17 protein-coding genes are annotated in these 21,264 nt (G+C 71.3%); 12 read left to right on the forward strand and 5 right to left on the reverse strand.

Translation table 11 applies throughout. From position 1 onward, the window contains the following. Nucleotides 1-45: 45 nt before the first annotated feature. The gene (locus ACIBK6_RS25430; protein ID WP_399053641.1) at nucleotides 46-912 is read right to left on the reverse strand and encodes an aldo/keto reductase; all 867 of its coding nucleotides are present in this window, start codon (nucleotides 910-912) and stop codon (nucleotides 46-48) included. A 1-nt stretch (nucleotide 913) separates the two neighbouring features. Then, nucleotides 914-1,819: an NAD-dependent epimerase/dehydratase family protein gene (locus ACIBK6_RS25435; protein WP_399053642.1), complete on the reverse strand. Its 906-nt coding sequence runs from the start codon at nucleotides 1,817-1,819 to the stop codon at nucleotides 914-916. 78 nt (nucleotides 1,820-1,897) lie between these two features. Between ACIBK6_RS25435 and ACIBK6_RS25440 the strand changes: the two genes are divergently transcribed. Together ACIBK6_RS25440 and ACIBK6_RS25445 are read left to right on the forward strand one after the other, a co-directional pair. Beyond that, the gene (locus ACIBK6_RS25440; protein ID WP_399053643.1) at nucleotides 1,898-2,428 is read left to right on the forward strand and encodes an Lrp/AsnC family transcriptional regulator; all 531 of its coding nucleotides are present in this window, start codon (nucleotides 1,898-1,900) and stop codon (nucleotides 2,426-2,428) included. Between the two features lie 164 nt (nucleotides 2,429-2,592). Next, complete coding sequence (locus ACIBK6_RS25445) at nucleotides 2,593-4,827, forward strand: HelD family protein (RefSeq protein ID WP_399053644.1); 2,235 nt, start codon at nucleotides 2,593-2,595, stop codon at nucleotides 4,825-4,827. A 3-nt stretch (nucleotides 4,828-4,830) separates the two neighbouring features. Here the strand turns inward: ACIBK6_RS25445 and ACIBK6_RS25450 are convergent, their stop codons facing one another. Next, entirely contained in the window at nucleotides 4,831-5,820 is a 990-nt protein-coding gene (locus tag ACIBK6_RS25450; RefSeq protein ID WP_399053645.1) for a zinc-binding alcohol dehydrogenase family protein, read from the reverse strand. Between the two features lie 89 nt (nucleotides 5,821-5,909). Here ACIBK6_RS25450 and ACIBK6_RS25455 point away from each other — a divergent pair, with 89 nt between their 5' ends. Further along, entirely contained in the window at nucleotides 5,910-6,500 is a 591-nt protein-coding gene (locus ACIBK6_RS25455) for a CGNR zinc finger domain-containing protein (protein ID WP_399053646.1), read from the forward strand. Nucleotides 6,501-6,508: 8 nt separating this feature from the next. On the opposite strand, the gene ACIBK6_RS25460 is transcribed toward ACIBK6_RS25455, so the two are convergent. Beyond that, nucleotides 6,509-7,588 (reverse strand): LacI family DNA-binding transcriptional regulator, encoded by a 1,080-nt coding sequence (locus tag ACIBK6_RS25460; RefSeq protein ID WP_399053647.1) that lies wholly within the window; start codon nucleotides 7,586-7,588, stop codon nucleotides 6,509-6,511. Between the two features lie 201 nt (nucleotides 7,589-7,789). Here ACIBK6_RS25460 and ACIBK6_RS25465 point away from each other — a divergent pair, with 201 nt between their 5' ends. From ACIBK6_RS25465 to ACIBK6_RS25490, 6 genes are read left to right on the forward strand one after another with little or no spacing between them, the layout of a single operon-like run. Beyond that, nucleotides 7,790-9,085, forward strand: a complete 1,296-nt coding sequence (locus ACIBK6_RS25465) for an ABC transporter substrate-binding protein (protein WP_399053648.1) — start codon at nucleotides 7,790-7,792, stop codon at nucleotides 9,083-9,085. Between the two features lie 16 nt (nucleotides 9,086-9,101). Next, on the forward strand, nucleotides 9,102-10,061 hold the full coding sequence (locus tag ACIBK6_RS25470) for a carbohydrate ABC transporter permease (protein ID WP_399053649.1): 960 nt from the start codon (nucleotides 9,102-9,104) through the stop codon (nucleotides 10,059-10,061). Further along, on the forward strand, nucleotides 10,061-10,927 hold the full coding sequence (locus tag ACIBK6_RS25475; RefSeq protein ID WP_399053650.1) for a carbohydrate ABC transporter permease: 867 nt from the start codon (nucleotides 10,061-10,063) through the stop codon (nucleotides 10,925-10,927). The genes ACIBK6_RS25470 and ACIBK6_RS25475 overlap by 1 nt, the downstream gene beginning before the upstream one ends. A 46-nt stretch (nucleotides 10,928-10,973) precedes the next feature. Then, on the forward strand, nucleotides 10,974-12,215 hold the full coding sequence (locus ACIBK6_RS25480; RefSeq protein ID WP_399053651.1) for a glycosyl hydrolase: 1,242 nt from the start codon (nucleotides 10,974-10,976) through the stop codon (nucleotides 12,213-12,215). A gap of 22 nt (nucleotides 12,216-12,237) precedes the next feature. Beyond that, complete coding sequence (locus ACIBK6_RS25485) at nucleotides 12,238-14,271, forward strand: endo-beta-N-acetylglucosaminidase (protein ID WP_399053652.1); 2,034 nt, start codon at nucleotides 12,238-12,240, stop codon at nucleotides 14,269-14,271. 33 nt (nucleotides 14,272-14,304) lie between these two features. Next, on the forward strand, nucleotides 14,305-17,313 hold the full coding sequence (locus ACIBK6_RS25490; RefSeq protein ID WP_399053653.1) for an alpha-mannosidase: 3,009 nt from the start codon (nucleotides 14,305-14,307) through the stop codon (nucleotides 17,311-17,313). A 71-nt stretch (nucleotides 17,314-17,384) separates the two neighbouring features. On the opposite strand, the gene ACIBK6_RS25495 is transcribed toward ACIBK6_RS25490, so the two are convergent. Continuing rightward, nucleotides 17,385-18,206, reverse strand: coding sequence for a MerR family transcriptional regulator (locus tag ACIBK6_RS25495; protein ID WP_399053654.1), 822 nt, complete (start codon nucleotides 18,204-18,206; stop codon nucleotides 17,385-17,387). A gap of 68 nt (nucleotides 18,207-18,274) precedes the next feature. On the opposite strand from ACIBK6_RS25495, the gene ACIBK6_RS25500 reads away from it, so the two are divergent. The 3 genes from ACIBK6_RS25500 to ACIBK6_RS25510 all read left to right on the forward strand — a co-directional run bounded on the left by ACIBK6_RS25500 (nucleotide 18,275) and on the right by ACIBK6_RS25510 (nucleotide 21,237). Next, nucleotides 18,275-19,492 carry an erythromycin esterase family protein gene (locus ACIBK6_RS25500; protein ID WP_399053655.1) on the forward strand — a complete coding sequence of 406 codons (1,218 nt, stop codon included), beginning with the start codon at nucleotides 18,275-18,277 and terminating at the stop codon, nucleotides 19,490-19,492. Between the two features lie 65 nt (nucleotides 19,493-19,557). Further along, complete coding sequence (locus ACIBK6_RS25505; protein ID WP_399053656.1) at nucleotides 19,558-20,226, forward strand: HEAT repeat domain-containing protein; 669 nt, start codon at nucleotides 19,558-19,560, stop codon at nucleotides 20,224-20,226. Between the two features lie 6 nt (nucleotides 20,227-20,232). Next, a complete protein-coding gene (locus ACIBK6_RS25510; RefSeq protein WP_399053657.1) occupies nucleotides 20,233-21,237 on the forward strand; it encodes a HEAT repeat domain-containing protein in 1,005 nt (334 codons plus the stop codon). Nucleotides 21,238-21,264: the final 27 nt, after the last annotated feature.

The following is a 21,264-nucleotide window of genomic DNA, read 5'->3' on the forward strand; positions in this document are numbered from 1 at the left end:
CAGGGCGACAGGGCCGTGCAAAGCCGCTCAGGGCGGCACGGCCGCTCAGGGCAGCAGGGCCAGCTCCTCCTCGCTCAGTACGAGGTCGGCCGCGCCCGCCGAGTCCCGTACGGACTCGGGGCGGCTCGCCCCGGGGATCGGAATCAGCGTCGGCGACAGCGTCAACAGCCAGGCCAGGGCGACCTGTTGGGGGCTGATGCCCCGGTCCCTTGCCACTGTGTGGAACGCGGTCTCCGGCGCGGGGCCGCCCGGTCCGTCAAGCGCGCTGCGCGAGATCCCGCCCAGCGGGCTCCATGGCAGGAAGGCGAGCCCGAGCTCGGCGCAGAGCCGCAGCTCGGGCTCGCTGTCGCGTACCGCGGGGGAGTAGCGGTTCTGTACGGAGACGAGCAGGCCGCCCAGGACCGACCTCGCCTCGTGGATCTGGGCGACGGACGCGTTGGAGACGCCGACCGTACGGATCTTGCCTTCGTCAGCCAACTCCCGTAGTGCGCCCAGGGATTCGGCGAACGGGACGCCGGGGTCCGGCTTGTGCAGCTGGTAGAGGCCGATCGCCTCGACGCCGAGCCGCTTCAGGGAGGCCTCGGCGGCCCGCCGCAGATGGCGCGGGTCGCCGTTCACCGTCCAGCCGCCGTCGTCGGTGCGTCCCCGGCCGCCCTTGGTCGCTACCAGGACGTGGTCGGTGGCGCCGCCGTACGAGGCGAGGGCGCGGGCCACGAGGAGCTCGTTGTGGCCCGGTTCGCCACCGGGCGCGTAGTAGGAGTCGGCGGTGTCGATGAGCGTGATGCCCGCGTCGAGCGCGGCGTGCACGGTGGCGCGGGCGCGTGCCTCGTCGGGGCGGCCCTCGATGGACAGCGGCATCGCGCCGTAGCCGATCGCGCCGACCTCGTACGTCCCCAGTGTGCGGTACCGCATGTCAGTTGACCCCTGTCGTTTCGGCGACGGCGCGCGTCAGCCAGTCGTCGGTGTGCGAGAAGGTGAAGCCGAGCGATGCCGCCCGGGAGGTGTCCATGCCGTACGAGCGGGCGAAGGAGAACGGCGAGGCCTCGCCGACCTCCACCGGCTGATACCGCACGGGGTGGTGGTCGCCGCCCAGTGCGGGCGTGATCGCGGCCACGATGTCCTCGGTGGTGAGCGGCCCGTGCGAGGCGGCGTTCACCGGCCCGGTGAACTCCTGCCAGGTCACCCAGCACAGGAACGCGGCGATCTCATCGACGTGGATGTACGTCGCCGGGCGGTTCGGCACCGCCACCGCGACCGGTGTGCCCGTGCGGATCCGGTCCGCGTAGTGGGCAAGGCGTCCGGTGAAGTCGTCGGCCCCGCCCAGGACATGGGCCACCCGCACCGACACGTACGGGAACGCGGGGCCCGCCGCGAACACCGCCTCGGCCTGGCGCTTGCCCTCGCCGTAGTGCCGCTCGCGGAACTCCGGGTCCTGCCAGGGGAGATCGGGCGTGACGACGACCGTACGCGGATCGAGGCGCGCCTCGCCGACCGGCTCGGCCGAGTCCTCGTACTCGTACACCTCGACCGTCGACGTCATGACGTAGCGCGCGGTGCGGCCGGTGAAGACGCGGCGGGCGACGGCCGCCTGGCGCGGGGTGTAGCAGACCTGGTCGACCACCACGTCGAAGGAGCGCTCGCCGAGCGCGGCCACCAGGGACGCCTCGTCGTCGCGGTCGGCGATCAGCTGGACCACGCCGGGCGGGGGTGGCGACGAGCCCCGGTTGAGGACCGTCACCCGGTCACCGGCCGCGCGCAGCCGCGCGATCAGCCGCTTGCCGAAGTAGCGGTTTCCTCCGATGACCAGCACCTCACGCATGTCTCCAAACCCCTTCCCACCTGCGATTTCTCCGGGTACCAGTGTTACGTTGGCGGGCCGCGTACTGAAGGGGGAAACATGGGAGATCTCGCCGCCGTACCGAAAGAACCACGGCATTCGCGCAGCGCCGCCCACGATTCGTCGGCGGGCTTCGATCAGGTCGACCGACAACTCCTCGACGTCGTCCAGCGGGAGGGCCGGATCAAGCTCAGCGAGCTGGGCCGGCGGGTGCGGCTGAGCCCGGCCGCGGTCGCCGAGCGGCTGCGGCGCCTGGAGGGCAGCGGGGCGATCACCGGGTACGGGGCGCGGGTCGACCCGGCCCGGCTCGGCTACGGCATCCAGGCCTTCATCCGGGTCAGCCCGCACGGCGGCTACAACCTCAAGCACCCCAGGACCCTGGAGCTGATGGAGCGGCCGGAGATCACCGAGGTGCACCACGTGGTGGGCGAGGACTGCTGGATCATCAAGGTGGCCGTCGCCGACACGATCCACCTGGAGGAGATCCTGGAGCAGATCTCGGCGCTGGGCCGCACCACCACGTCGGTCGTGCTGTCGTCGCCGGTGGGCGGCCGCGAGGGAAAGCCGCTGCTGCCGCCCGCGCGCGGCTGACCGGCCGCGGCGAAGTCCCACGGAAAGCCCGATGCAAAAAAGAATGCCCCGGATGAATTGACATCCGGGGCATTCTCTTCGGTATATTGGGTGTTTCGTGTCTTCGGGCATTCGGAAGTCACGAAGAAACCTTATGGGGACACTGTAACGCGTCAGGAGTGGAATTGTCAACCGAGGAATTTCGGAAGGAACAGCAATTCATCACCGGCCTCTACGCCCGCCTCGATGAACTGCGGGACCTGGCGGAGGCCGCGACGCGGTCGGCGTTGTCGCAGGCCGGGGCCGGTCTTCAGGCGCGGCTTGAGCGGGATGTGCTGGTCGCCGAGCAGTCCGGGCTGCTCAGCTCCCTCAATGCGGGCGAGAACGGACTGTGCTTCGGGCGGCTCGATTTCCGGGACGGTGTGACGCGCCATATCGGGCGCATCGGAATCCGCCGGGACGACCGGGAACGTACTCCCGTCGTGATCGACTGGCGGGCCGAAGTGGCCCGGCCCTTCTATCTCGCCACCGGGCATTCGCCGATGGGGTTGCGGCGCAGGCGGCACATCACCACCCAGGGCCGCACCGTCACCGCCCTGCACGACGAGCTCCTGGACCTGACGGACTCGGAGCGCACCGGGTACGAGGGCGCCAACGCCGACGAGGTGCTGCTCGCCGCGCTCGACGCCGCCCGCACCGGCCGGATGCACGACATCGTGCAGACCATCCAGGCCGAGCAGGACCGCATCATCCGGGCCCCGCACCGGGGCGTGCTCGTGGTCGAGGGCGGGCCGGGCACCGGCAAGACCGTCGTCGCGCTGCACCGGGCCGCGTACCTGCTGTACGAATACCGCGAGCTGCTCGCCCGGCGGGCGGTGCTCGTCGTCGGGCCCAACCCGGCGTTCCTCGGCTACATCGGCGACGTGCTGCCCTCGCTCGGCGAGACCGGGGTGCTCCTGTCCACCCTGTCCGAGTTGTTCCCCGGCGTGCACGCGACCGGCACCGACAGCCCGGCGGCGGCCGAGGTCAAGGGCCGCGCCGCCATGGCCGAGGTGCTCGCCCAGGTGGTGCGCGACCGGCAGACCGCGCCCGAGTGGGCCATCGAGATCGAGCACGAGGGGTACGGCACGATCCAGCTCGACCGGGCGATGGCGGAGGACGCCCGGTGGCGGGCGCGCGAGAGCGGACTGCCGCACAACCTGGCCCGGCCGCACTTCGCCTTCCACATCATCGACGCGCTCACCGCCCAGCTCGTGGAGCGCATCGGCGCCGACCCGTTCGGCGGGCCGAACCTGCTCGGCCCCGACGACGCCGCCCAGATGGGCAAGGAGATCGCGACCAGCCGCGAGGTGCACGCCGCGATCGAGGAGCTGTGGCCGATGCTGACCCCGCAGCGGCTCGTCGCGGACTTCCTCGCCGATCCGGCCCATCTCCCGGACGGCGACGCCAAGTTGATCCAGCGCGAGGGCGGCGACTGGACGCCGGGCGACGTGCCGCTCCTGGACGAGGCGGCCGAGCTGCTCGGCGACGACGACAGCGCGGCGCGGGCCGCCGCCGAGGCCGAACGCCAGGAGCGGATCGCCTACGCGCAGGGCGTGCTGGACCTCTCGGCGGGCTCGGAGACGTTCGAGTTCGAGGACGAGGAGTCCGAGGTGCTCGCCGCGCACAACATCATCGACGCCGAGCGGATGGCCGAGCGGCACGAGGAGGCCGACCACCGCAGTGCGGCCGAGCGGGCGGCGGCGGACCGGACCTGGGCGTTCGGCCACATCATCGTGGACGAGGCGCAGGAGCTGTCCGCCATGGCCTGGCGGCTGCTGATGCGGCGCTGCCCGACCCGCTCCATGACGCTCGTCGGCGACCCCGCGCAGACGGCGGACGCGGCCGGTGTCGGGTCCTGGGAGCGGATCCTGTCGCCGTACGTCGCCGACGGGAACTGGGAGCACGTGCGGCTCGGCGTCAACTACCGGACTCCCGCCGAGATCATGGACGTTGCCGCCGAGGTGCTGCGGGACGCCGATCCGTCCTTCGTGCCGCCGCGCTCCGTGCGCTCGACGGGGGTGCGGCCCTGGGCGCGCCGCGTCGCGCCCGCCGCGCTCGCCTCCGCGGTGGCGGAGTCGGTCGCGGCCGCGCGGGGTTCGGGGCGGCTCGCGGTGATCGCGCCGGGGGCGCTGCACGGGGCGCTGCTCGCGGCGCTGCCCGACGCGGAGTGCGGGGCGGCGCCGGATCTCACGCGCGAGGTCGTACTGCTCGATCCGCGCCAGGCGAAGGGGCTGGAGTTCGACACGGTGCTGGTGGTCGAGCCGGGGGAGTACGGGGTGAGCGACCTGTACGTCGCCCTGACCCGGGCCACTCAGCGGGTGGGGGTGCTGCATACGGGGAGCCTGCCGGGGGCGCTGCGGGGGCTGACCGAGGGCTGAGCCTCAGCTCGTCGTGAGGATCAGCTTGCCCCTGGTCGTGCGCCGCTCCAGGCGTTCGTGCGCCTGACTCGCCCGCTCCAACGGGTACGTCGCCTCCACCGGGACGTGGAACTCGCCCGCCGCCACCCGGGTCGCGATCTCGTGCAGGTCGGGGCGGGGGTCGTAGCCGTGGTCCGTGAGGTTCGTGAGCTGGAAGCCGTGGATCGCGATGTTCTTCGGGTAGAAGTCGCGGGTGTCCACCGTGCTCGGTTCCAGGGCCACGTTGGCCAGCGCGACGACCCGGCCCGCCCGGGCCGTCTCGCGCAGGCTGTGTGCGAAGACCCGGCCGCCCACCGCGTCCAGGACGACCTCCGCGCCCCGGCCGCCGGTCAGCCGGAGGACCTCGGCCACGGCCGCCTCCTCGGGGTGCGCGGAGGTGTCCACCGTGTCGTGGGCCCCGAGCTCCCGGGTCCACGCGGTCTTCGCCGCCGAGCCCGCCACCGCGACGACCCGCGCCCCGGCGGCCGCGGCGATCTGCACGGCCGCGCTGCCGACCCCGCTCGCCGCCGCCTGGATCACCACCGTCTCGCCCCGCGCGACCCGGGCCAGCCGGTGCAGGCAGTACCAGGCGGTGAGCCACGCGGTGGGCAGCGCGGCGGCCGCGACCAGGTCGATGCCGTCGGGCAGCGGGGCCACCCGGCCCGCCGGTACCGCCGCCAACTCCGCGTAGAACCCGGGGTTCGCGGCCCCCAGCGCCATCACCCGCTGCCCGACCGCGAGGCCGGTGACGCCCTCGCCCAGCGCGGCCACGGTGCCGGCCCCCTCCCCGCCGGGCACCAGCGGCGGGCGCCCGGCGCGATGGTAGGCCCCGGACCTGAGCAGCACGTCGGCGCGGTTCACCCCGGCCGCCCCGACCCGCACCAGCACCTCGCCGGGACCGGCGACCGGCTCCGGCACCTCCACCGGCACCAGGACCTCCGGTCCGCCGAACTCCTCGATCCGTACCGCACGCATGATCCGCTCCCGCCCGTTGGTGACACTGGTTCAAGCGGTGTCAGAGTGCGACACCTGATGAAACGGTGTCAAGGGGGTAGGGTGCGGGCATGAGTTCCGCGTCCGGCGCCGAGGCCGCCGATCCGCTCATGGCGTTCCCGTTCATCGGGGGACGCCCCTGCCTCGATTTCGCCGCCACGCTCGGCAAGCGGCACACCGTCCGCCTGGAACGGCTGCCCGGCGCCGGGGACTTGGCCCGCTGGATCGGCGAGGCCGGGCTCGCGGCGGGGGAGCCGGTGCGGGTCACCGGGCGCGATCTCGCCGCCGCCCTGGTGCTGCGCGAGGCGGTGTACCGGCTGCTCATGGCCGCGATGGCGGGGCGGCGGCCGGATCCGGACGATGTCGTACGGGTCAACGAGGCGGCCGCCAGGACCGATCTGGCCCCGCAGCTGACCCCGGACGGGCTCGGCTGGCAGGCCGCGCACCCCGGCCCCGCCGCGCTCGCGACGGTGGCCCGGGACGCGGTGCTGCTGATCGGCGGCCCGCTCATCGCCCGGGTCAAGGAGTGCGAGAGCCCGGAGTGCTCGCTGCTCTTCCTCGACGACTCCCAGGCGCGCAGGCGGCGTTGGTGCTCCATGGAACGCTGCGGCAACCTCGCGAAGATCGCCGGGTACCGATCCCGTACGCGCGTGAAGAGCTGAGAGCCCGACTACGCCGGTGGTGGCGCCGTGCTCTCGCGGGGCTGGAGGCGCGGCAGCGGGTCCTGGACCTGGCGGGGTTCGCCGCCGTCCAGGAGGTCGAGCAGCTGCTGTGCGGCGCGGTGGCCGAACTCGTCTGCCTTCCGCACCAGCGCGGTGAGTTGGGGGTGCAGGGTGTGGCAGATCACCGAGTCCTCCCAGGACACCACCGAGACGTCCCGGGGGATCAGCAGTCCACGCTCGGCGGCCACGCTCACCGCCGCCACCGCCATCACCTCGTTGTCGCAGATGAGAGCCGTGGGTGGAGTCGCCCCCGAGAACAGTCTCCGTGCCGCCTTGGCGCCCTGACGGTCCGTGAAGTCCGTTGTCACGGACACCGCGTGCTCCAGGCCAAGTCTGCGGGCCGCCGATCGCAGTGAGGCGATCCGGCGGGCCGTGTGGGCGAAGCCCGGCGTGCCCGCGATGTGGGCGATGCGGCGGTGGCCGAGCGCGTACAGATGACGGACGATCAGATCCATCGCGCCGGAGTCGTCGGCCCAGATGTTGGACAGCCGTGCCTGGCGCGGGAGTTGGGGCGCGTCCGGGTTTCCCGGCGCCTCCATGCCGCCGATGATCACGGCGGGCAGGCCGAGTACCGCGAGGGTCTCGGGGCGGGGGTCGCTGACCCTCGGGTCGACCACGATCACCCCGTCGACCCGGCCCTCCGCCCACCAGCGCCGGTACAGCTCGCACTCCGCCTCGACGTCCTCGACCATCTGGAAGACCAGCGCGTGGTCGCGCGGCGCGAGGCTCGCCTGGATGCCGGAGACGAGCTGGAGGAAGAACGACTCCACCCCCAGGCTGTCCGCCGGGCGGGCGAGCACCATGCCGACCGCGCCCGCGTTCTCGCCGGAGAGCGCACGGGCGGCGGAGCTGGGCCGCCAGCCGAGCCGGTCGGCGACCCGTATCACCCGGCGGCGGGTCGAATCGGAGACTCCGGGCCGGTTGTTGAGGGCGAAGGAGACGGCGCTCGTGGAGACGCCGGCCTCTCTGGCCACGTCCTTCATGGTCGGGCGGCGGGGCGGCGACGCATCGTTTTCGATCTCGCTCATGCGGCGATGGTAACGCGGTTTAGCTGATCGGAACTAAAGCGCCTTAGTTGTCCGCTATTTTTCAGGACTTTAGTCCTATTTAGCTGCGCTGGCCTGGGAGTTTAGTCAAAGGGCTCACTTATTCGCTATTGACGGCCAATTAATTCGCGCTGCATGGTGTGCGGCAACGTCATCGGGACGAGGCGAAGGAGTCAGCCACTCATGTCCATTCATCGCAGTGTCGCGATCCGGACGGCCGTCGGTCTCGGCGCGGCCCTCTCGCTCACCGTGCTCACCGCCTGCGGTGGCGGCGGCAGCGGCGCGGGTTCCGCCACCGACGGGAAGGTGACGGGCGAGATCAAGTTCCAGACCTGGAACCTCCGCGCCAACTTCAAGGACTACTTCGACGGCGTCATCAAGGACTTCGAGCAGGCGAATCCCGGCACCAAGGTGAAGTGGGTGGACCAGCCCGCCGACAACTACGCCGACAAGCTGAGCGCCGACGCCTCCGCCGGCACCCTCCCCGATGTCGTGAACCTCTCCCCGGACCTCGCCTATCCGCTCGCCAAGGCGGGCACCCTGCTCAACCTGGACAAGGACAAGGTCGCCGCCACGTTCAAGCCCGAGTACCTGGACGGCGCCTGGCACGGCTTCGACATGCCGGGCCTGGACGGCTCGTACGCCCTGCCCTGGTACCTCAACACCGGACCGCTCTTCTACAACAAGGCCATGTTCAAGGATGCGGGCCTCGATCCGGAGAAGGCGCCCAAGACGTTCGACGAACTCTTCGCGGACGCCGCCCAGTTGGCGAAGAAGGGCAAGGCGACCCTCGCGCAGCCGCCGACCGTCGAGGACTTCGGGCGGTACGGCGTCGACATCATGAGCAAGGACGGAAGGAAGTTCACGTTCAACGACGCCAAGGGCGTCGAGTTTCTGACGAAGTATCAGGAGATGTTCAAGGAAGGCGGCCTGCACAAGCAGGCGCTGACGCTGACCGCCGAGACGGCCGGGCAGAAGTTCCTCCAGCAGGAGGTCGCCATGAACCCGGGCAGCGCCCACGACCTGGACACCTTCAAGAAGAACGCCCCCACGCTCTACAGCAGCCTCGGCATCACCGACGTACCGACCAACACCGGCAAGCAGAACATGTACTTGCAGGGGCTCTCGGTCAACTCGCAGAGCAAGAACGCCGCGACCGCGCTCGCCTTCGCGCACTTCGTCACCGACCAGAAGAACCAGGAGGACTTCGGCCACAAGGTCACCGTCTTCCCCAGCACCAAGGGCTCGCTCGACAAGGAGTACTGGACCAGGGCCGACGGTAGCGAGGACGGCAGGATCCGGGTCGCCTCGGCCAAGATGCTGCCGACCGCCGTCAACTACACGCCGGTCCTGTTCAGCGACGAGATGAAGACGATCCTGCGCAACGAGATCGCCAAGTGCCTCCAGGGCAAGGAGTCCCCGAAGGAAGCCCTGGACAGCGCGGCGGGCCAGCTGACCAAGCTGCTTGAGCAGAAGTGACCCGGCGGGCCCCTCGATGAGCACATCGACCCGGCACGTCACCGTCCAGCGAGCCACGGGCCGCCCGCGCGCCGCCGCCACCGGCGGGCGCGCGGGCCGCGCCGCCGCCCGCATCCACCAGCCGTTCAGCCCCTGGCTGTTCCTGGCACCCGCCCTCCTGGTCACCCTGGCGTTCAACCTCTACCCGTTCTTCGCCACGGTGTGGAAGTCGTTCACCGACGCCCGTACCCTCACCACCGGCAACTTCGTCGGCTTCGACAACTTCACCGCGCTCCTGGACGACGAGCAGTTCTGGGTGGCGCTGCGCAACAGCGCGCTGTACGTGGTCCTGGTCGTGCCCTGCCTGGTCTTCCTGCCGCTGCTGCTCGCGCTCCTGGTGCAGCGGCACATCCCCGGCATCGCCTTCTTCCGGTCCGCGTACTACACACCGGTCGTGGCGTCCGTGGTGGTCGTCGCCCTGATGTGGGTGTGGATGCTGGACGACCGGGGCTTCGTCAACGGCGTCCTGCACCTGGTCGGCGTCGACCCGGTGCCGTTCCTGTCCGACCAGTGGCTGCTGCTGCTCAGTTCGATGGCGCTGACCGTGTGGAAGGGCCTCGGCTACTACATGATCATTTACTTGGCGGCGCTCGCGAACGTACCCCGGGAGCTGCACGAGGCCGCCGAGGTCGACGGTGCGGGCCCCGTCCGCCGCTTCGTCTCCATCACCATGCCGTCCGTGCGCTCCACCATGGTCCTGGTCGCCGCCCTCTCCTCGGTCTCCGCCTTCAAGGTCTTCACCGAGGTCTTCATGATCGCCGGGCAGACCGGCGGACCCGGCGGCGCCGACACCACCCTCGTCATGCTCATCCAGCGGGTCGGCACCGGACTCCAGGGCCGCACCGGCTACGCCTCGGCCATGTCGATCGTGCTGTTCCTGCTGACCCTGGTCCTGATGCTGCTCGTGCTGCGGGCCGACCGGAAGGAGAGGGACTGATGGCCGCCGTCGCCCATACCCCCGCCCGGCCGCGCCGGGGACGCGTGCCCCGCTGGCGCAAGGCGCTGCGGTACGCGGCCCTCATGATCGTGCTGCTGATCATGATCGGGCCGTTCCTGTGGCAGCTGTCCACCTCGCTCAAGGGCACCACCGAGGACATCTACACCTCGCCGCCCAGACTGCTGCCCGAGCATCCGACCTTCGCCAACTACCAGGGCGTCGCGGACATCATCCCGGTCTGGGACTTCGTCCTGAACTCCCTGAAGGTCGCCGTCAGCAACGTCCTGACCAACGTGGCCGGCGCCGCGATGGCCGGATACGCGCTCTCCCGGCTCCGGTTCAAGGGCCGGGGCGCCGCCGGAATCGTCTTCGTGCTGGCCCTCCTGGTGCCGATGGAAGCGACCATGCTGGCCCAGTTCGCGACCATGCGCACCCTCGAACTCAACAACACCCTGGTCGCCGTCGTGCTGCCCGGCTGCATCGGCGCGATGAACGTGCTGCTGATGCGGAACGCCTTCGACAACCTTCCCTACGAGATCGAAGAGGCGGCCATCGTGGACGGCGCCAACGTCTGGCAGCGGTTCACCCGCATCGCGCTGCCCGCCGTCAAGGGCACCCTCGCGGTCGTCGCGATCTTCGCCTTCATGGGCGCCTGGGACGACTTCCTGTGGCCCCTGATCGTGCTGTCCGACTCCGACCACTTCACGCTCACCGTCGGCCTGAACTTCCTGCACGGCACGTTCTCCAACAACCAGCGGATCGTCGCGGCGGGCACCGTCATCGCCGTCGCACCGCTGATCGTGATGTTCGCCTGCCTGCAGCGGTTCTTCTTCAAGGGCGTCGGCGAGGGCGCCGTCAAGGGCTGACCCGCGCCTCCGCTCCCCGTACCACACCTCTGGAGTCACTACCCTCATGGCGGCCCCCCGCTTCGGCGTCAACTACACGCCCAGCCAAGGCTGGTTCCACCACTGGCTCGACTACGATCCGGACGCGGTGCGGGCCGACCTCGACTCGATCGCGGCCCTCGGCCTCGACCACGTACGCGTCTTCCCGCTCTGGCCCTACTTCCAGCCCAACCGCACCCTGATCCGGCCCCACGCGGTCGAGCACCTCGTGGACCTCGCGGACGCCGCCGCCGAACGCGGCCTGGACGTCAGTGTCGACGGTCTCCAGGGCCATCTGTCCAGCTTCGACTTCCTGCCCGCCTGGACCCGGACCTGGCACCGCCGCAACCTCTTCACCGACCCCGAGATCGCCGACGGGCAGGCCGCCTATCTGCGCACCCTGGCCGCCGCCCTCGCCGACCGGCCCAACTTCATCGGCATGACCCTGGGCAACGAGGTCAACCAGTTCTCGGCCGGGCCGCACCCCGACCCCGACCGGGCCACCCCGGCCGAGATCGACGCCTGGCTGGAGCGGATGCTGGCGGCCTGCGAGGAGGGGGCGCCCGGAAAGCTGCACCTGCACGCCGAGTACGACGCGTGCTGGTACCAGGACGACATGCCGTTCACCCCGGCCCAGGCCGCCCGGCGCGGTGCGCTGACCGCCGTCCACTCCTGGGTGTTCAACGGCACCGCGCAACTCCACGGGCGCCTCTCCGTCGCGACCGAGCACCACGCGGCCTATCTGATCGAGCTGTCCAAGGCCTGGGCCGATGATCCGCACCGCCCGGTCTGGCTCCAGGAGGTCGGCGCGCCCGCCCCGCTGGTGCCGCCCGTGCACGCCGCCCACTTCACCGAGGCGACCGTCGAGAACGCCCTGGACTGCCCGGACCTGTGGGGCATCACCTGGTGGTGCTCCCACGACGTCTCGCGCGAACTCGCCGACTTCCCCGAACTCGAATACGGGCTCGGCCTGTTGACCAACGACCGCCGCCCGAAGGACACGGCTCAGGTGCTCGCGCGGGCCGCCGCCGCGTTCCGTGACGGCGTACGCAGCTACGCCCCCGCACCCCGCACCACGGCGCTCGCCGTGCCCGAGGAGCCGTCGAACCGCTCCGAGTGCGCCCCCGGCGGCCCCGTCTACGAGGCGTTCTTCCGGCTCACCGCCGACGGCGCCCGCCCCACCACCGTCCTCGACTCGCGCGCACAGGACCACGACCACCTCACCGCACGCGGCATCACCGAAGTCGTCACCCCCGATCAGGTCCGGTAACGCTCCCGCCAGGAGGCACCCCGTGAACCCCACCAGACGCACCGTCCTGCTCGCCGCCGGAGCCGGCGCCGCGGCCGCCGTGCTGCCATCAACTCCCGCTCTGGCAAAGGGGGATGGCGCCGACCCCGCCACAGCCGAGGGGGGTGCCGCCGCCCTCCAGCCGTACGCCTCCTACTGGTATCCGGACTCGCTGCCCCCGGGCAGCCCGGGGGCCGGTATCACCTGGCGCAGCCTCAAGTCCTGGCGCGCGGCGGGCGACGCCGATCTGGCGTTCAACGCGGCGTCCGTGCCGCTCGCCGCTCGCTTCACGCCCACCCCGGCGAACCCGAACGCCCGGAGTGGCCAGGCCCGCATCCAGTCCCTCGTCTCCTTCGGCCCCACCGCCGCCAACCCCGCGCAGGGCGCGCCCACCGCCGACTACTACGCCCTCACGCACTGGGCGTACCTCGACGAACTGGTCTTCTGGGGCGGCTCCTCGGGCGAGGGCCTGATCCTCGCGCCCAACGCGCCCGTCGTGGACGCCGCCCACCGCCACGGCGTGCCCGTGCTCGGCAACGTCTTCCTGCCGCCCGCCGCGTACGGCGGACAGCTCCAGTGGACCCGCGACCTCGTCCAGAAGGACGCCTCGGGGCACTACCCGCTGGCCGCCCAGCTCGTCGCGGTCGCCGCCGCGTACGGCTTCGACGGATGGTTCATCAACGCCGAGACCGACGGCGGGAACACCGCGCTCGCCACGGACATGCTCGGCTTCCTGAAGGAGTTGAAGTCGCTCGGGGCGGCCAGGGGGCAGCGCGTCACCTGGTACGACTCGATGACCGCGAACGGCTCGGTGAGCTGGCAGGGCGCGCTGAACAGCCAGAACCAGACCTTCTTCCAGGCCGCCGACGACATGTTCCTCGACTTCCGCTGGACGGCGAACACGCTGGCCTCCTCCGGGCAGAGGGCCGGGCAACTGGGCCGCAGCAGCTATGAGTTGCGGGCGGGCGTGGACGTGGAGTCCAACGGCTGGGACACATCCGTGGACTGGGACGCCATCGCCCCGAGCGGCCGGCCGCACATCGTCTCGTACGGCTTCTACCGGCCCGAGTGGACCCTGGGCCACCTCCCCGCGAACCGCACCCCCGGCGACTTCCACGCGGCCGACGACCGCTTCTGGACCGGCCCCTCCCTCGACCCTTCGCGGCCCGACACCGGCGCCTCGTGGCGTGCCCCGGCCGTCGCCGTCGCCGACCGCTCGACGGTGAGCGCGCTGCCCTTCGCGACGACGTTCAACACCGGGCACGGACCGCGCTGGTACGACGGCGGCAAGGTGACCTCCACTACCGCCTGGAACCACCTCGGCCTCCAGGACCGGCTCCCCTCCCGCCGCTGGGTCACCCGCACGACCGGCCGGCACCCCGCCGTCACCTTCGACTTCGCGGACGCCTGGCGCGGCGGCAGCAGCATCCTGGTCGACGGAACGCCGGGCGCGCCCGTCACCCTCGACCTCTACGCGACGCGCCTTGCGCTCACCGGCCGTACGACGGTCGAGCTCACCCACCGCGCAGAGGCGGACGTCACCGTCGAACTGGCCGTGGCGACGGGCGAGCCCGCGAAGGCGGGTGACCCGTACCCGTACACCCACCTCCCTGCCGGGACCCTGCGCGCGGGCGCCGGCTGGGCGACGACGACCCTGAGCCTCAAGGGCCTGACCGGGACGGCGAAGGCGTTGGGCGTACGCCTCACCGCGAGCGGCCCACTGAAGTACCGGCTGGGCGCGCTCGCCGTGCGGGACGACCGTCAAGTCCCGGCAGCACCAGCCGAGTTGAAGGTCGTCGCGGGCGCGGACGGCCTGCGCTTCGGCTGGCGGGGCGCCCCCGGTCCCGTACGCCACTACGAGCTGCACCGGATTCTGCCCGACGGCACCCGGCGCTTCCTCGGCGGCACCTGCCAGAAGGCGTACTTCGTGCCCGGCCTGGTACCCGAACAGGGCGAGAAGCGAGCACACTTCGAGGTACGCGCCATAGGCGAGCTGTACACCGCGTCCGGCGCGGCCCCGGCCGTCCACCCCTGGTAAGCCTCCTCATCGAGACCGAAAAGGACACCCCTCATGCATGACGACCGCGGCCTGGTCGAGGCCCGCCTCAAGCGCGTTCTGGACGAGCGCGTCCGCCCCGCCGTCTACCCCGAGTCGGTGCCGCTGGAGGTCGCCGTCTGGGACGCGCCGGGAGAGCCGGTACCGGTGGAGGAGGGACTCGCCGCCGAGCCGCACCCGATCGCGGTCGGCGACCTGTGGGGCGCGCCCTGGGGCACCAGCTGGTTCCGGGTGACCGGGCGGGTGCCCGAGGAGTGGGCGGGCCGGTCCGTCGAGGCGATCCTCGACCTCGGCTTTGATGAGAACATGCCGGGCTTCCAGTGCGAGGGCCTGGTGTACCGGCCCGACGGCACCCCGGTGAAGGGCCTCAACCCGCGCAACCAGTGGGTACGCATCGGAGCCCCGGTCGACGGCGGCGAAGAGGTGCGGCTGCACATCGAGGCCGCCTCCAACCCGGTGATCCTGGACTACCACCCCTTCCTGCCCACCCAGCTGGGCGACCGGGAGACCGCCGGGAGTGACCCGCAGTACAAGCTGACCCGGATGGACCTCGCCGTCTTTGACGAGACGGTGTGGCGGCTGGTCATCGACCTGGAGGTGCTCGGCGAGCTGATGCTGGAGCTGCCCGTCGAATCGGGCCGGCGCTGGGACATCCTGCGCGCCGTGGACCGGGCGCTGGACGCACTCGACCTCCAGGACATCAACGGCACGGCGGCCGACGCCCGTTCACTCCTCGCCGACGTCCTGGCCTCGCCCGCCGAACCGTCCGCCCACCGCATCAGCGCGGTCGGCCACGCCCACATCGACTCGGCCTGGCTGTGGCCGCTGCGCGAGACGGTGCGCAAGGTGGCACGCACCACCTCCAACATGACGGCGCTCCTGGACGACGAGCCCGAGTTCGTCTTCTCCATGTCGCAGGCCCAGCAGTGGGCGTGGATCAAGGAGCACCGGCCGGAGGTGTGGGCGAAGGTCGTCAAGGCGGTCGCCGCCGGCCGCTTCGTACCGGCCGGCGGCATGTGGGTCGAGGCGGACACCAACATGCCGGGCTCGGAGGCGATGGCCCGCCAGTTCGTACATGGAAAGCGCTTTTTCCTCGACAATTTCGGCGTCGAGAACGACGAGGCGTGGCTGCCCGACACCTTCGGGTTCGCCGCCGGACTGCCGCAGATCATCAAAGCGGCGGGCTCCAAGTGGCTCCTGACCCAGAAGATCTCGTGGTCCCAGACCAACAAGTTCCCGCACCACACCTTCCAGTGGGAGGGCATCGACGGCACCCGGATCTTCACCCACTTCCCGCCCGTCGACACGTACAACTGCGCCATGAAGGGCAGCGAGATCGCCCACGCGGCCAGGAACTTCAAGGACAAGGGCGTCGCCCGGCACTCGCTCGCGCCGACCGGCTGGGGCGACGGGGGCGGCGGCACCACCCGCGAGATGATCGCCAAGGCGGCCCGGCTGCGGAACCTGGAGGGCAGCGCGCGGGTCGTCTGGGAGACACCCGCGGAGTTCTTCGAGAAGGCGCAGGCGGAGTACCCGAACCCGCCGGTGTGGGTCGGCGAGCTCTACCTGGAACTGCACCGGGCCACGCTCACCAGCCAGGCCAAGACGAAGCAGGGCAACCGCCGCAGCGAACACCTGCTGCGGGAGGCGGAACTGTGGTCGGCGACGGCGGCGGTACGGGACGCCCAATTCGCCTATCCCTACGCCGAGTTGGACCGGATCTGGAAGACGGTCCTCCTCCACCAGTTCCACGACATCCTGCCGGGGTCGTCCATCGCCTGGGTGCACCGCGAGGCCGAGCAGACGTACGCGGCCGTCGCCGCCGAGCTGACTAGCCTCATCGAATCCGCCCAGCGCGCGCTGGCGGGCGAAGGCGGCGAGAACCTGGTCTTCAACTCGGCACCGCACGCGCGGCACGGAGTGGCGGCGGGAGCGGCCGCGGTTCCGGCGGCGGCGGCGCCCGCCGAGCGGTCCGCCGCCCCGGACGGGGGCTTCGTCCTCGACAACGGACGGCTGCGGGTGGTGATCGATGAACGGGGCCTTGTCGTCTCGGCGTACGACATCGAGGCGGACCGGGAGGCGATCGCGCCGGACCGCCCCGCGAACCTGCTCCAGATCCACCCCGACTTCCCGAACATGTGGGACGCGTGGGACGTGGACGCGTTCTACCGCAACACGGTGACGGACCTGGTGGCGGCGGACGAGGTGGCGGCGGGGGAGGGCGCGTCGGTGCGGATCGTCCGGTCCTTCGGGGCATCGAGGGTCACCCAGCTCCTTTCTCTGGCCCCCGGCTCCGCCCGACTGGACATCGACACCGAGGTCGACTGGCACGAGACGGAGAAGTTCCTGAAGCTGGCCTTCCCGCTGGATGTGCATGCCGAGCGGTACGCCTCCGAGACCCAGTTCGGGCACTTCCACCGGGCCACGCACACCAACACGAGCTGGGAGGCGGCCAAGTTCGAGGCGTGCAACCACCGGTTCGTGCACCTGGGGGAGCCGGGCTGGGGGGTGGCGCTGGTCACCGACTCGACGTACGGGCACGACGTCACACGCACGGTACGTCCCTCCGACTCGGGTACGACGACGACCCTGCGGGTCTCCCTCCTGCGCGCCCCGCGCTTCCCCGACCCCGAGACCGACCAGGGCCTGCACCGCTTCCGCCACGCACTGGTGCCGGGCGCGACGATCGGCGACGCGGTGCGGGAGGGGTACCGGGTGAACCTGCCCGAGCGGACGGTGCCCGGCTCCGGGCCGGTCGCCCCCTTGGTCGCGGTCGACAACGACGCGGTCGTCGTCACGGCGGTGAAGCTGGCGGACGACGGGAGCGGGGATGTGGTGGTCCGCTTCCACGAGGCGAGGGGCGGGCGGGCCCGGGCAACCGTGACACCGGGCTTCGCCGCGCGGGGCGTCACCGTGACCGACCTGCTGGAACGCCCGCTCGGGGAAGGGGAGTTGGTGCAGGGCGGTGTGCCGGTGGCACTGCGCCCCTTCGAACTCCGAACCCTCCGCTTCACGAGGCGGTAGCCGGCCCCCTGGGGATTTCGCCGAGGTTCGGCCCGCGAGCCGCGCGTTCTCCTCGGCTGGCAACCAAATCCTCAGCCGCGCTCGCGGAGGTACGCCTCCAACTCGGCGGCCCCGGTCAGCATCGCCCGCCCGCGGGCGGACAGCCGGGCGTGCCAGTCGGACAGTGCGGCCTCCAGCGGCTCAAGACCGCCGGCCGCCCGCACCTGGGCGATCAGCGGGGCGATCTGCTCCAGCAGGTAGCCGCCCCGCCTGAGTTGGTGGGCCAGCCGGGCGTCGCGTACGTCGGCCTCGTCGTAGACGCGGTACCCGGTCCGCGGGTCACGGCGCGGGCGCACCAGCCCGGCGCGCTCCCATGTGCGCAGCGTCGCGGGCCGGATTCCGAGCTTGTCCGCCAGCGGCCCGATGAACGTGCCGCCGGCCCCGGACACCGCGGCCGGACGGGATCCCACACTGGGCTCCGGCGCAGGGGTGGGCTCGGATCCCGCACCGGGCTCCGACACGGCGGCCGGATCGGATCCCGCACCGCGCTCGGCCGCCGTGGTGGGCTCCAGGTCGCGGAGGGCGGTCTCCACGGCGTGGAGGGTCCGGCGGTCGTCCAGGAGTTGGGCGTGGCTCCCGTCGATGAGGCGGAACGCCTCCTCGGCCGCGTCCTCGTTCACCGCCCGCATGATCGACGTCGCCGTCCGGTGGCCGTGGCCGGGCACCAGGGCGAGAAACGCGCGCAGGGCCCCCGCGTGCAGCGAGGTATAGGTGCGGTAGCCGTGAGGTGTGCGACCGGCGGCCGGAAGGATTCCGGCCTCCTCGTAGTTCCTGATCGCCTGCGTGGACAGACCGTGCCCACGCGCCAGATCAACCGGCCTGAGCCGCTCCCTGGTTTGAAGCTTTCGTCCCATGGGGCTGACGATATCGCGGGGAATCGCGGGCAAGTTTCAACCGAATGTTCAACGATACCGTTGAAGGCATGGCTACCGACATCAAGGACACCGCCCATGCCGTCGAGGCCGCCGCCCTCATGGGGCTGCTCCCGGCCCGGCCCCGGCTGCTCGCCCTGGGCGAGCCCACCCACGGCGAGGACGCCCTGCTCGACCTGCGCAACGAGATCTTCCGGCAGCTCGTGGAGGAGGAGGGCTACCGGACGATCGCGATCGAGAGCGACTGCATGATGGGCCTGGCCGTGGATGACTACGTCACCTCCGGCACCGGCACCCTCGACGAGGTCATGGAGCGTGGAATCAGCCACGGTTGGGGCGCCTTCGCGGCCAACCGCGAACTCGTGCGCTGGATGCGTGCCTACAACGTCCGCGCCGACAACGACGGCCGGCCCGCGTCCGAGCGGCTCCAATTCGCCGGTTTCGACGGCCCGCTGGAGATCACCCACGCCGCGAGCCCCCGGCAGTCGCTCACCGCACTCCACGGCTACCTCGCGGCCCGGGTGGACGCGGATCTGCTCCCCTGCACCGCGGAAACGCTCGACCGGCTGCTCGGCACCGACGACCGGTGGACCGATCCCGCCGCGATGACGGACCCGGCCCAGTCCGTGGGGCAGTCGGCCGAGGCCGGCCAACTTCGGCTGCTCGCCGACGATTTGGTGGCGCTGCTCGACGCGCAGACGCCGCACCTGCTCGCCGCGACCTCGCGGGACGACTGGGACCGGGCGCGCCTGTACGGGCGCACCGCGACCGGCCTGCTGCGCTACCACCACTGGATGGCCGACACCTCACCGGCCCGCATGACCCGGCTGTGCGCGCTGCGGGATCTGATGATGGCCCACAACCTCCTCGCCGTCGCCGCGCGGGGCCCGGCACTCGTCCACGCCCACAACTCCCATCTCCAGCGGGAGAAGAGCACGATGCAGATGTGGCAGGGGCCGGTGGAGTGGTGGAGCGCCGGTGCGCTGGTGAGCGCCCAGCTTGGCAAGGAGTACGCCTTCGTGGCCACGGCCCTCGGCACGATCCGGCACCGGGGAGTGGACACGCCGCCGCCGGACACCCTCGAAGGGCTCCTGTACGCGCTCCCCGAGGACCGCTGCGTCATCGACGCCCGCCGGCTGGACACCGCCCTCGGCGACACACGGCCCGCACCCCGCGTATCCCCCTGGTTCGGCTACGCCCCGCTCGACCCGGCCCACCTGGCGGACAGCGACGGGATCGTCTTCGTCAAGGACGTCCCGCAGAGCTAATGCCGCGGCCCCGCTTGACCTTGACACAGTGACAAGGTCTTCGCTGTGCCGAGGAGGTGGTCCCGATGACCCTGACGAAACAGGACACGGATGCGGTTCGAGCTATCCAGGGGCTGGAGGACGGCCGCTCGTCGGTGCGGCTGCGGGCTGCGATGGCGGTCGGCACGAGCCCTGACCCGCGGTTCATCGACAAGCTCATCGAACGATGCGCGATCGAACCCGATTTCCAGGTACGCGAAATGCTGACGTGGGCCCTCACCCGCCACCCAGCATCCATCACGCTCCCGGAGCTTCTCCATGAAGTCCGTTCGGAGCGTGCGCAGGCACGAAGCCAGGCGTTGCACACGCTGTCCAAGATCGGGGATCGGCAGGCGTGGCCGGCGATCACACGGGCGCTGCTGTCCGACGCCGACGACGAGGTGGCGCGGAGCGCGTGGCGGGCCGCGGTCGTGCTCGTACCCGAAGGTGAACAGGCCGAGCTGGCCGGGGTGTTGTCGACGCAGCTCGGGCGCGGCGAACGGGAGACGCAGCTGAGCCTCAGCCGGTCGCTGATCGCGCTCGGTAAGGTGATCACGCCGACCCTGCGCGCCGCGATGACCGATCCCGACCCCCGCGTGCGGGCGCACGCGATCGCCACGGAACGGCTGTCGCGCGACCCGGATGCCGGATTCGAGTTCGCGATCGAGGAGGCGAAGCGCGTCGTGGCCCTCGGCGGGGCCGGTCAGGAGGAGTGATGGGCCGTGTTGATCGGTGATGTGGCACGACGGTCCGGAGTCAGCGCCCGCATGCTCAGGCACTACGACTCGCTCGGCCTTGTGCAGCCAACGGGCCGTACCGGCGCCGGCTATCGGGAGTACTCCAGCGAGGACATGCGGCGGATCTTCCACATCGAGAGCCTGCGGTCCTTGGGGCTGTCGCTGAGTGACGTCGGGCGCGCGCTCGATGATCAGGGCTTCGCGCCCGCAGAACTCGTGGCCGACCTCATCCGCCAGACGCGGGAACGCATCGCGAGTGAGACGGAGCTGCTCACCCGACTCCGCCGGATCGGTGCCGCGGAACCCGCCGACTGGGAGGACATCCTCCAGACCGTCGCACTCCTCCAGGCTTTGAAGTCACAGAGCGCCGGGAAGCGCCAGCGCGCGGCGCTGTCCTCGGTCGGAGAGGTTCCGGTGCCGGTGGAAGCACTGGCCGAGGCCGCGCTGAGCGAGACGGACCCCAACGTGGCCGGAGCCCTTCGATGGGCCCTGGCGCAATCGGGCGAGGGCGGACTGGCGCTGCTGGCGGCGGGCCTCGGCTCGCCGGCGGCCGAGGTGCGCAAACGTGCCGTCCAGTCCATCGCCGAATTTCCGGACGGTGCGGCCACCCCACTGCTGCGGGACGCCCTCGCCAACCCCGACATCGTGGTCCGCAGGTATGCGGCTCTGGCGCTCGGGGCACGCGGCGGAGCCGACGCGGTCCCGACGCTCATCGACATGGTCGTGGCGGAGGCGAACGACGTCGACGCAGCCGATGCGCTGAGCGCCCTGGCGAGTGATCCCGCGTCGGCGGACCAGATCGCTGCCCGGCTCGTCGACCGCCTCGCCCACGGAACCGTCGAATCGTCCGCGCGCCGACGGCTGACCCAGGCGCTCGCGGACATCCCGGGAAGCACGGCGTCACGCGCCCTCGCGGCGCTGTCCCATGACGAAGACCGTGCCGTCGCGTATACCGCGGCATACATTCTCGGGATACGCGACGCACGATGAAGGATCCTTCCCGGGCGGGTCAGGGTC

Origin of the sequence: Streptomyces sp. NPDC050485, from assembly GCF_044458185.1 — a bacterium.
Lineage (GTDB): Bacteria > Actinomycetota > Actinomycetes > Streptomycetales > Streptomycetaceae > Streptomyces.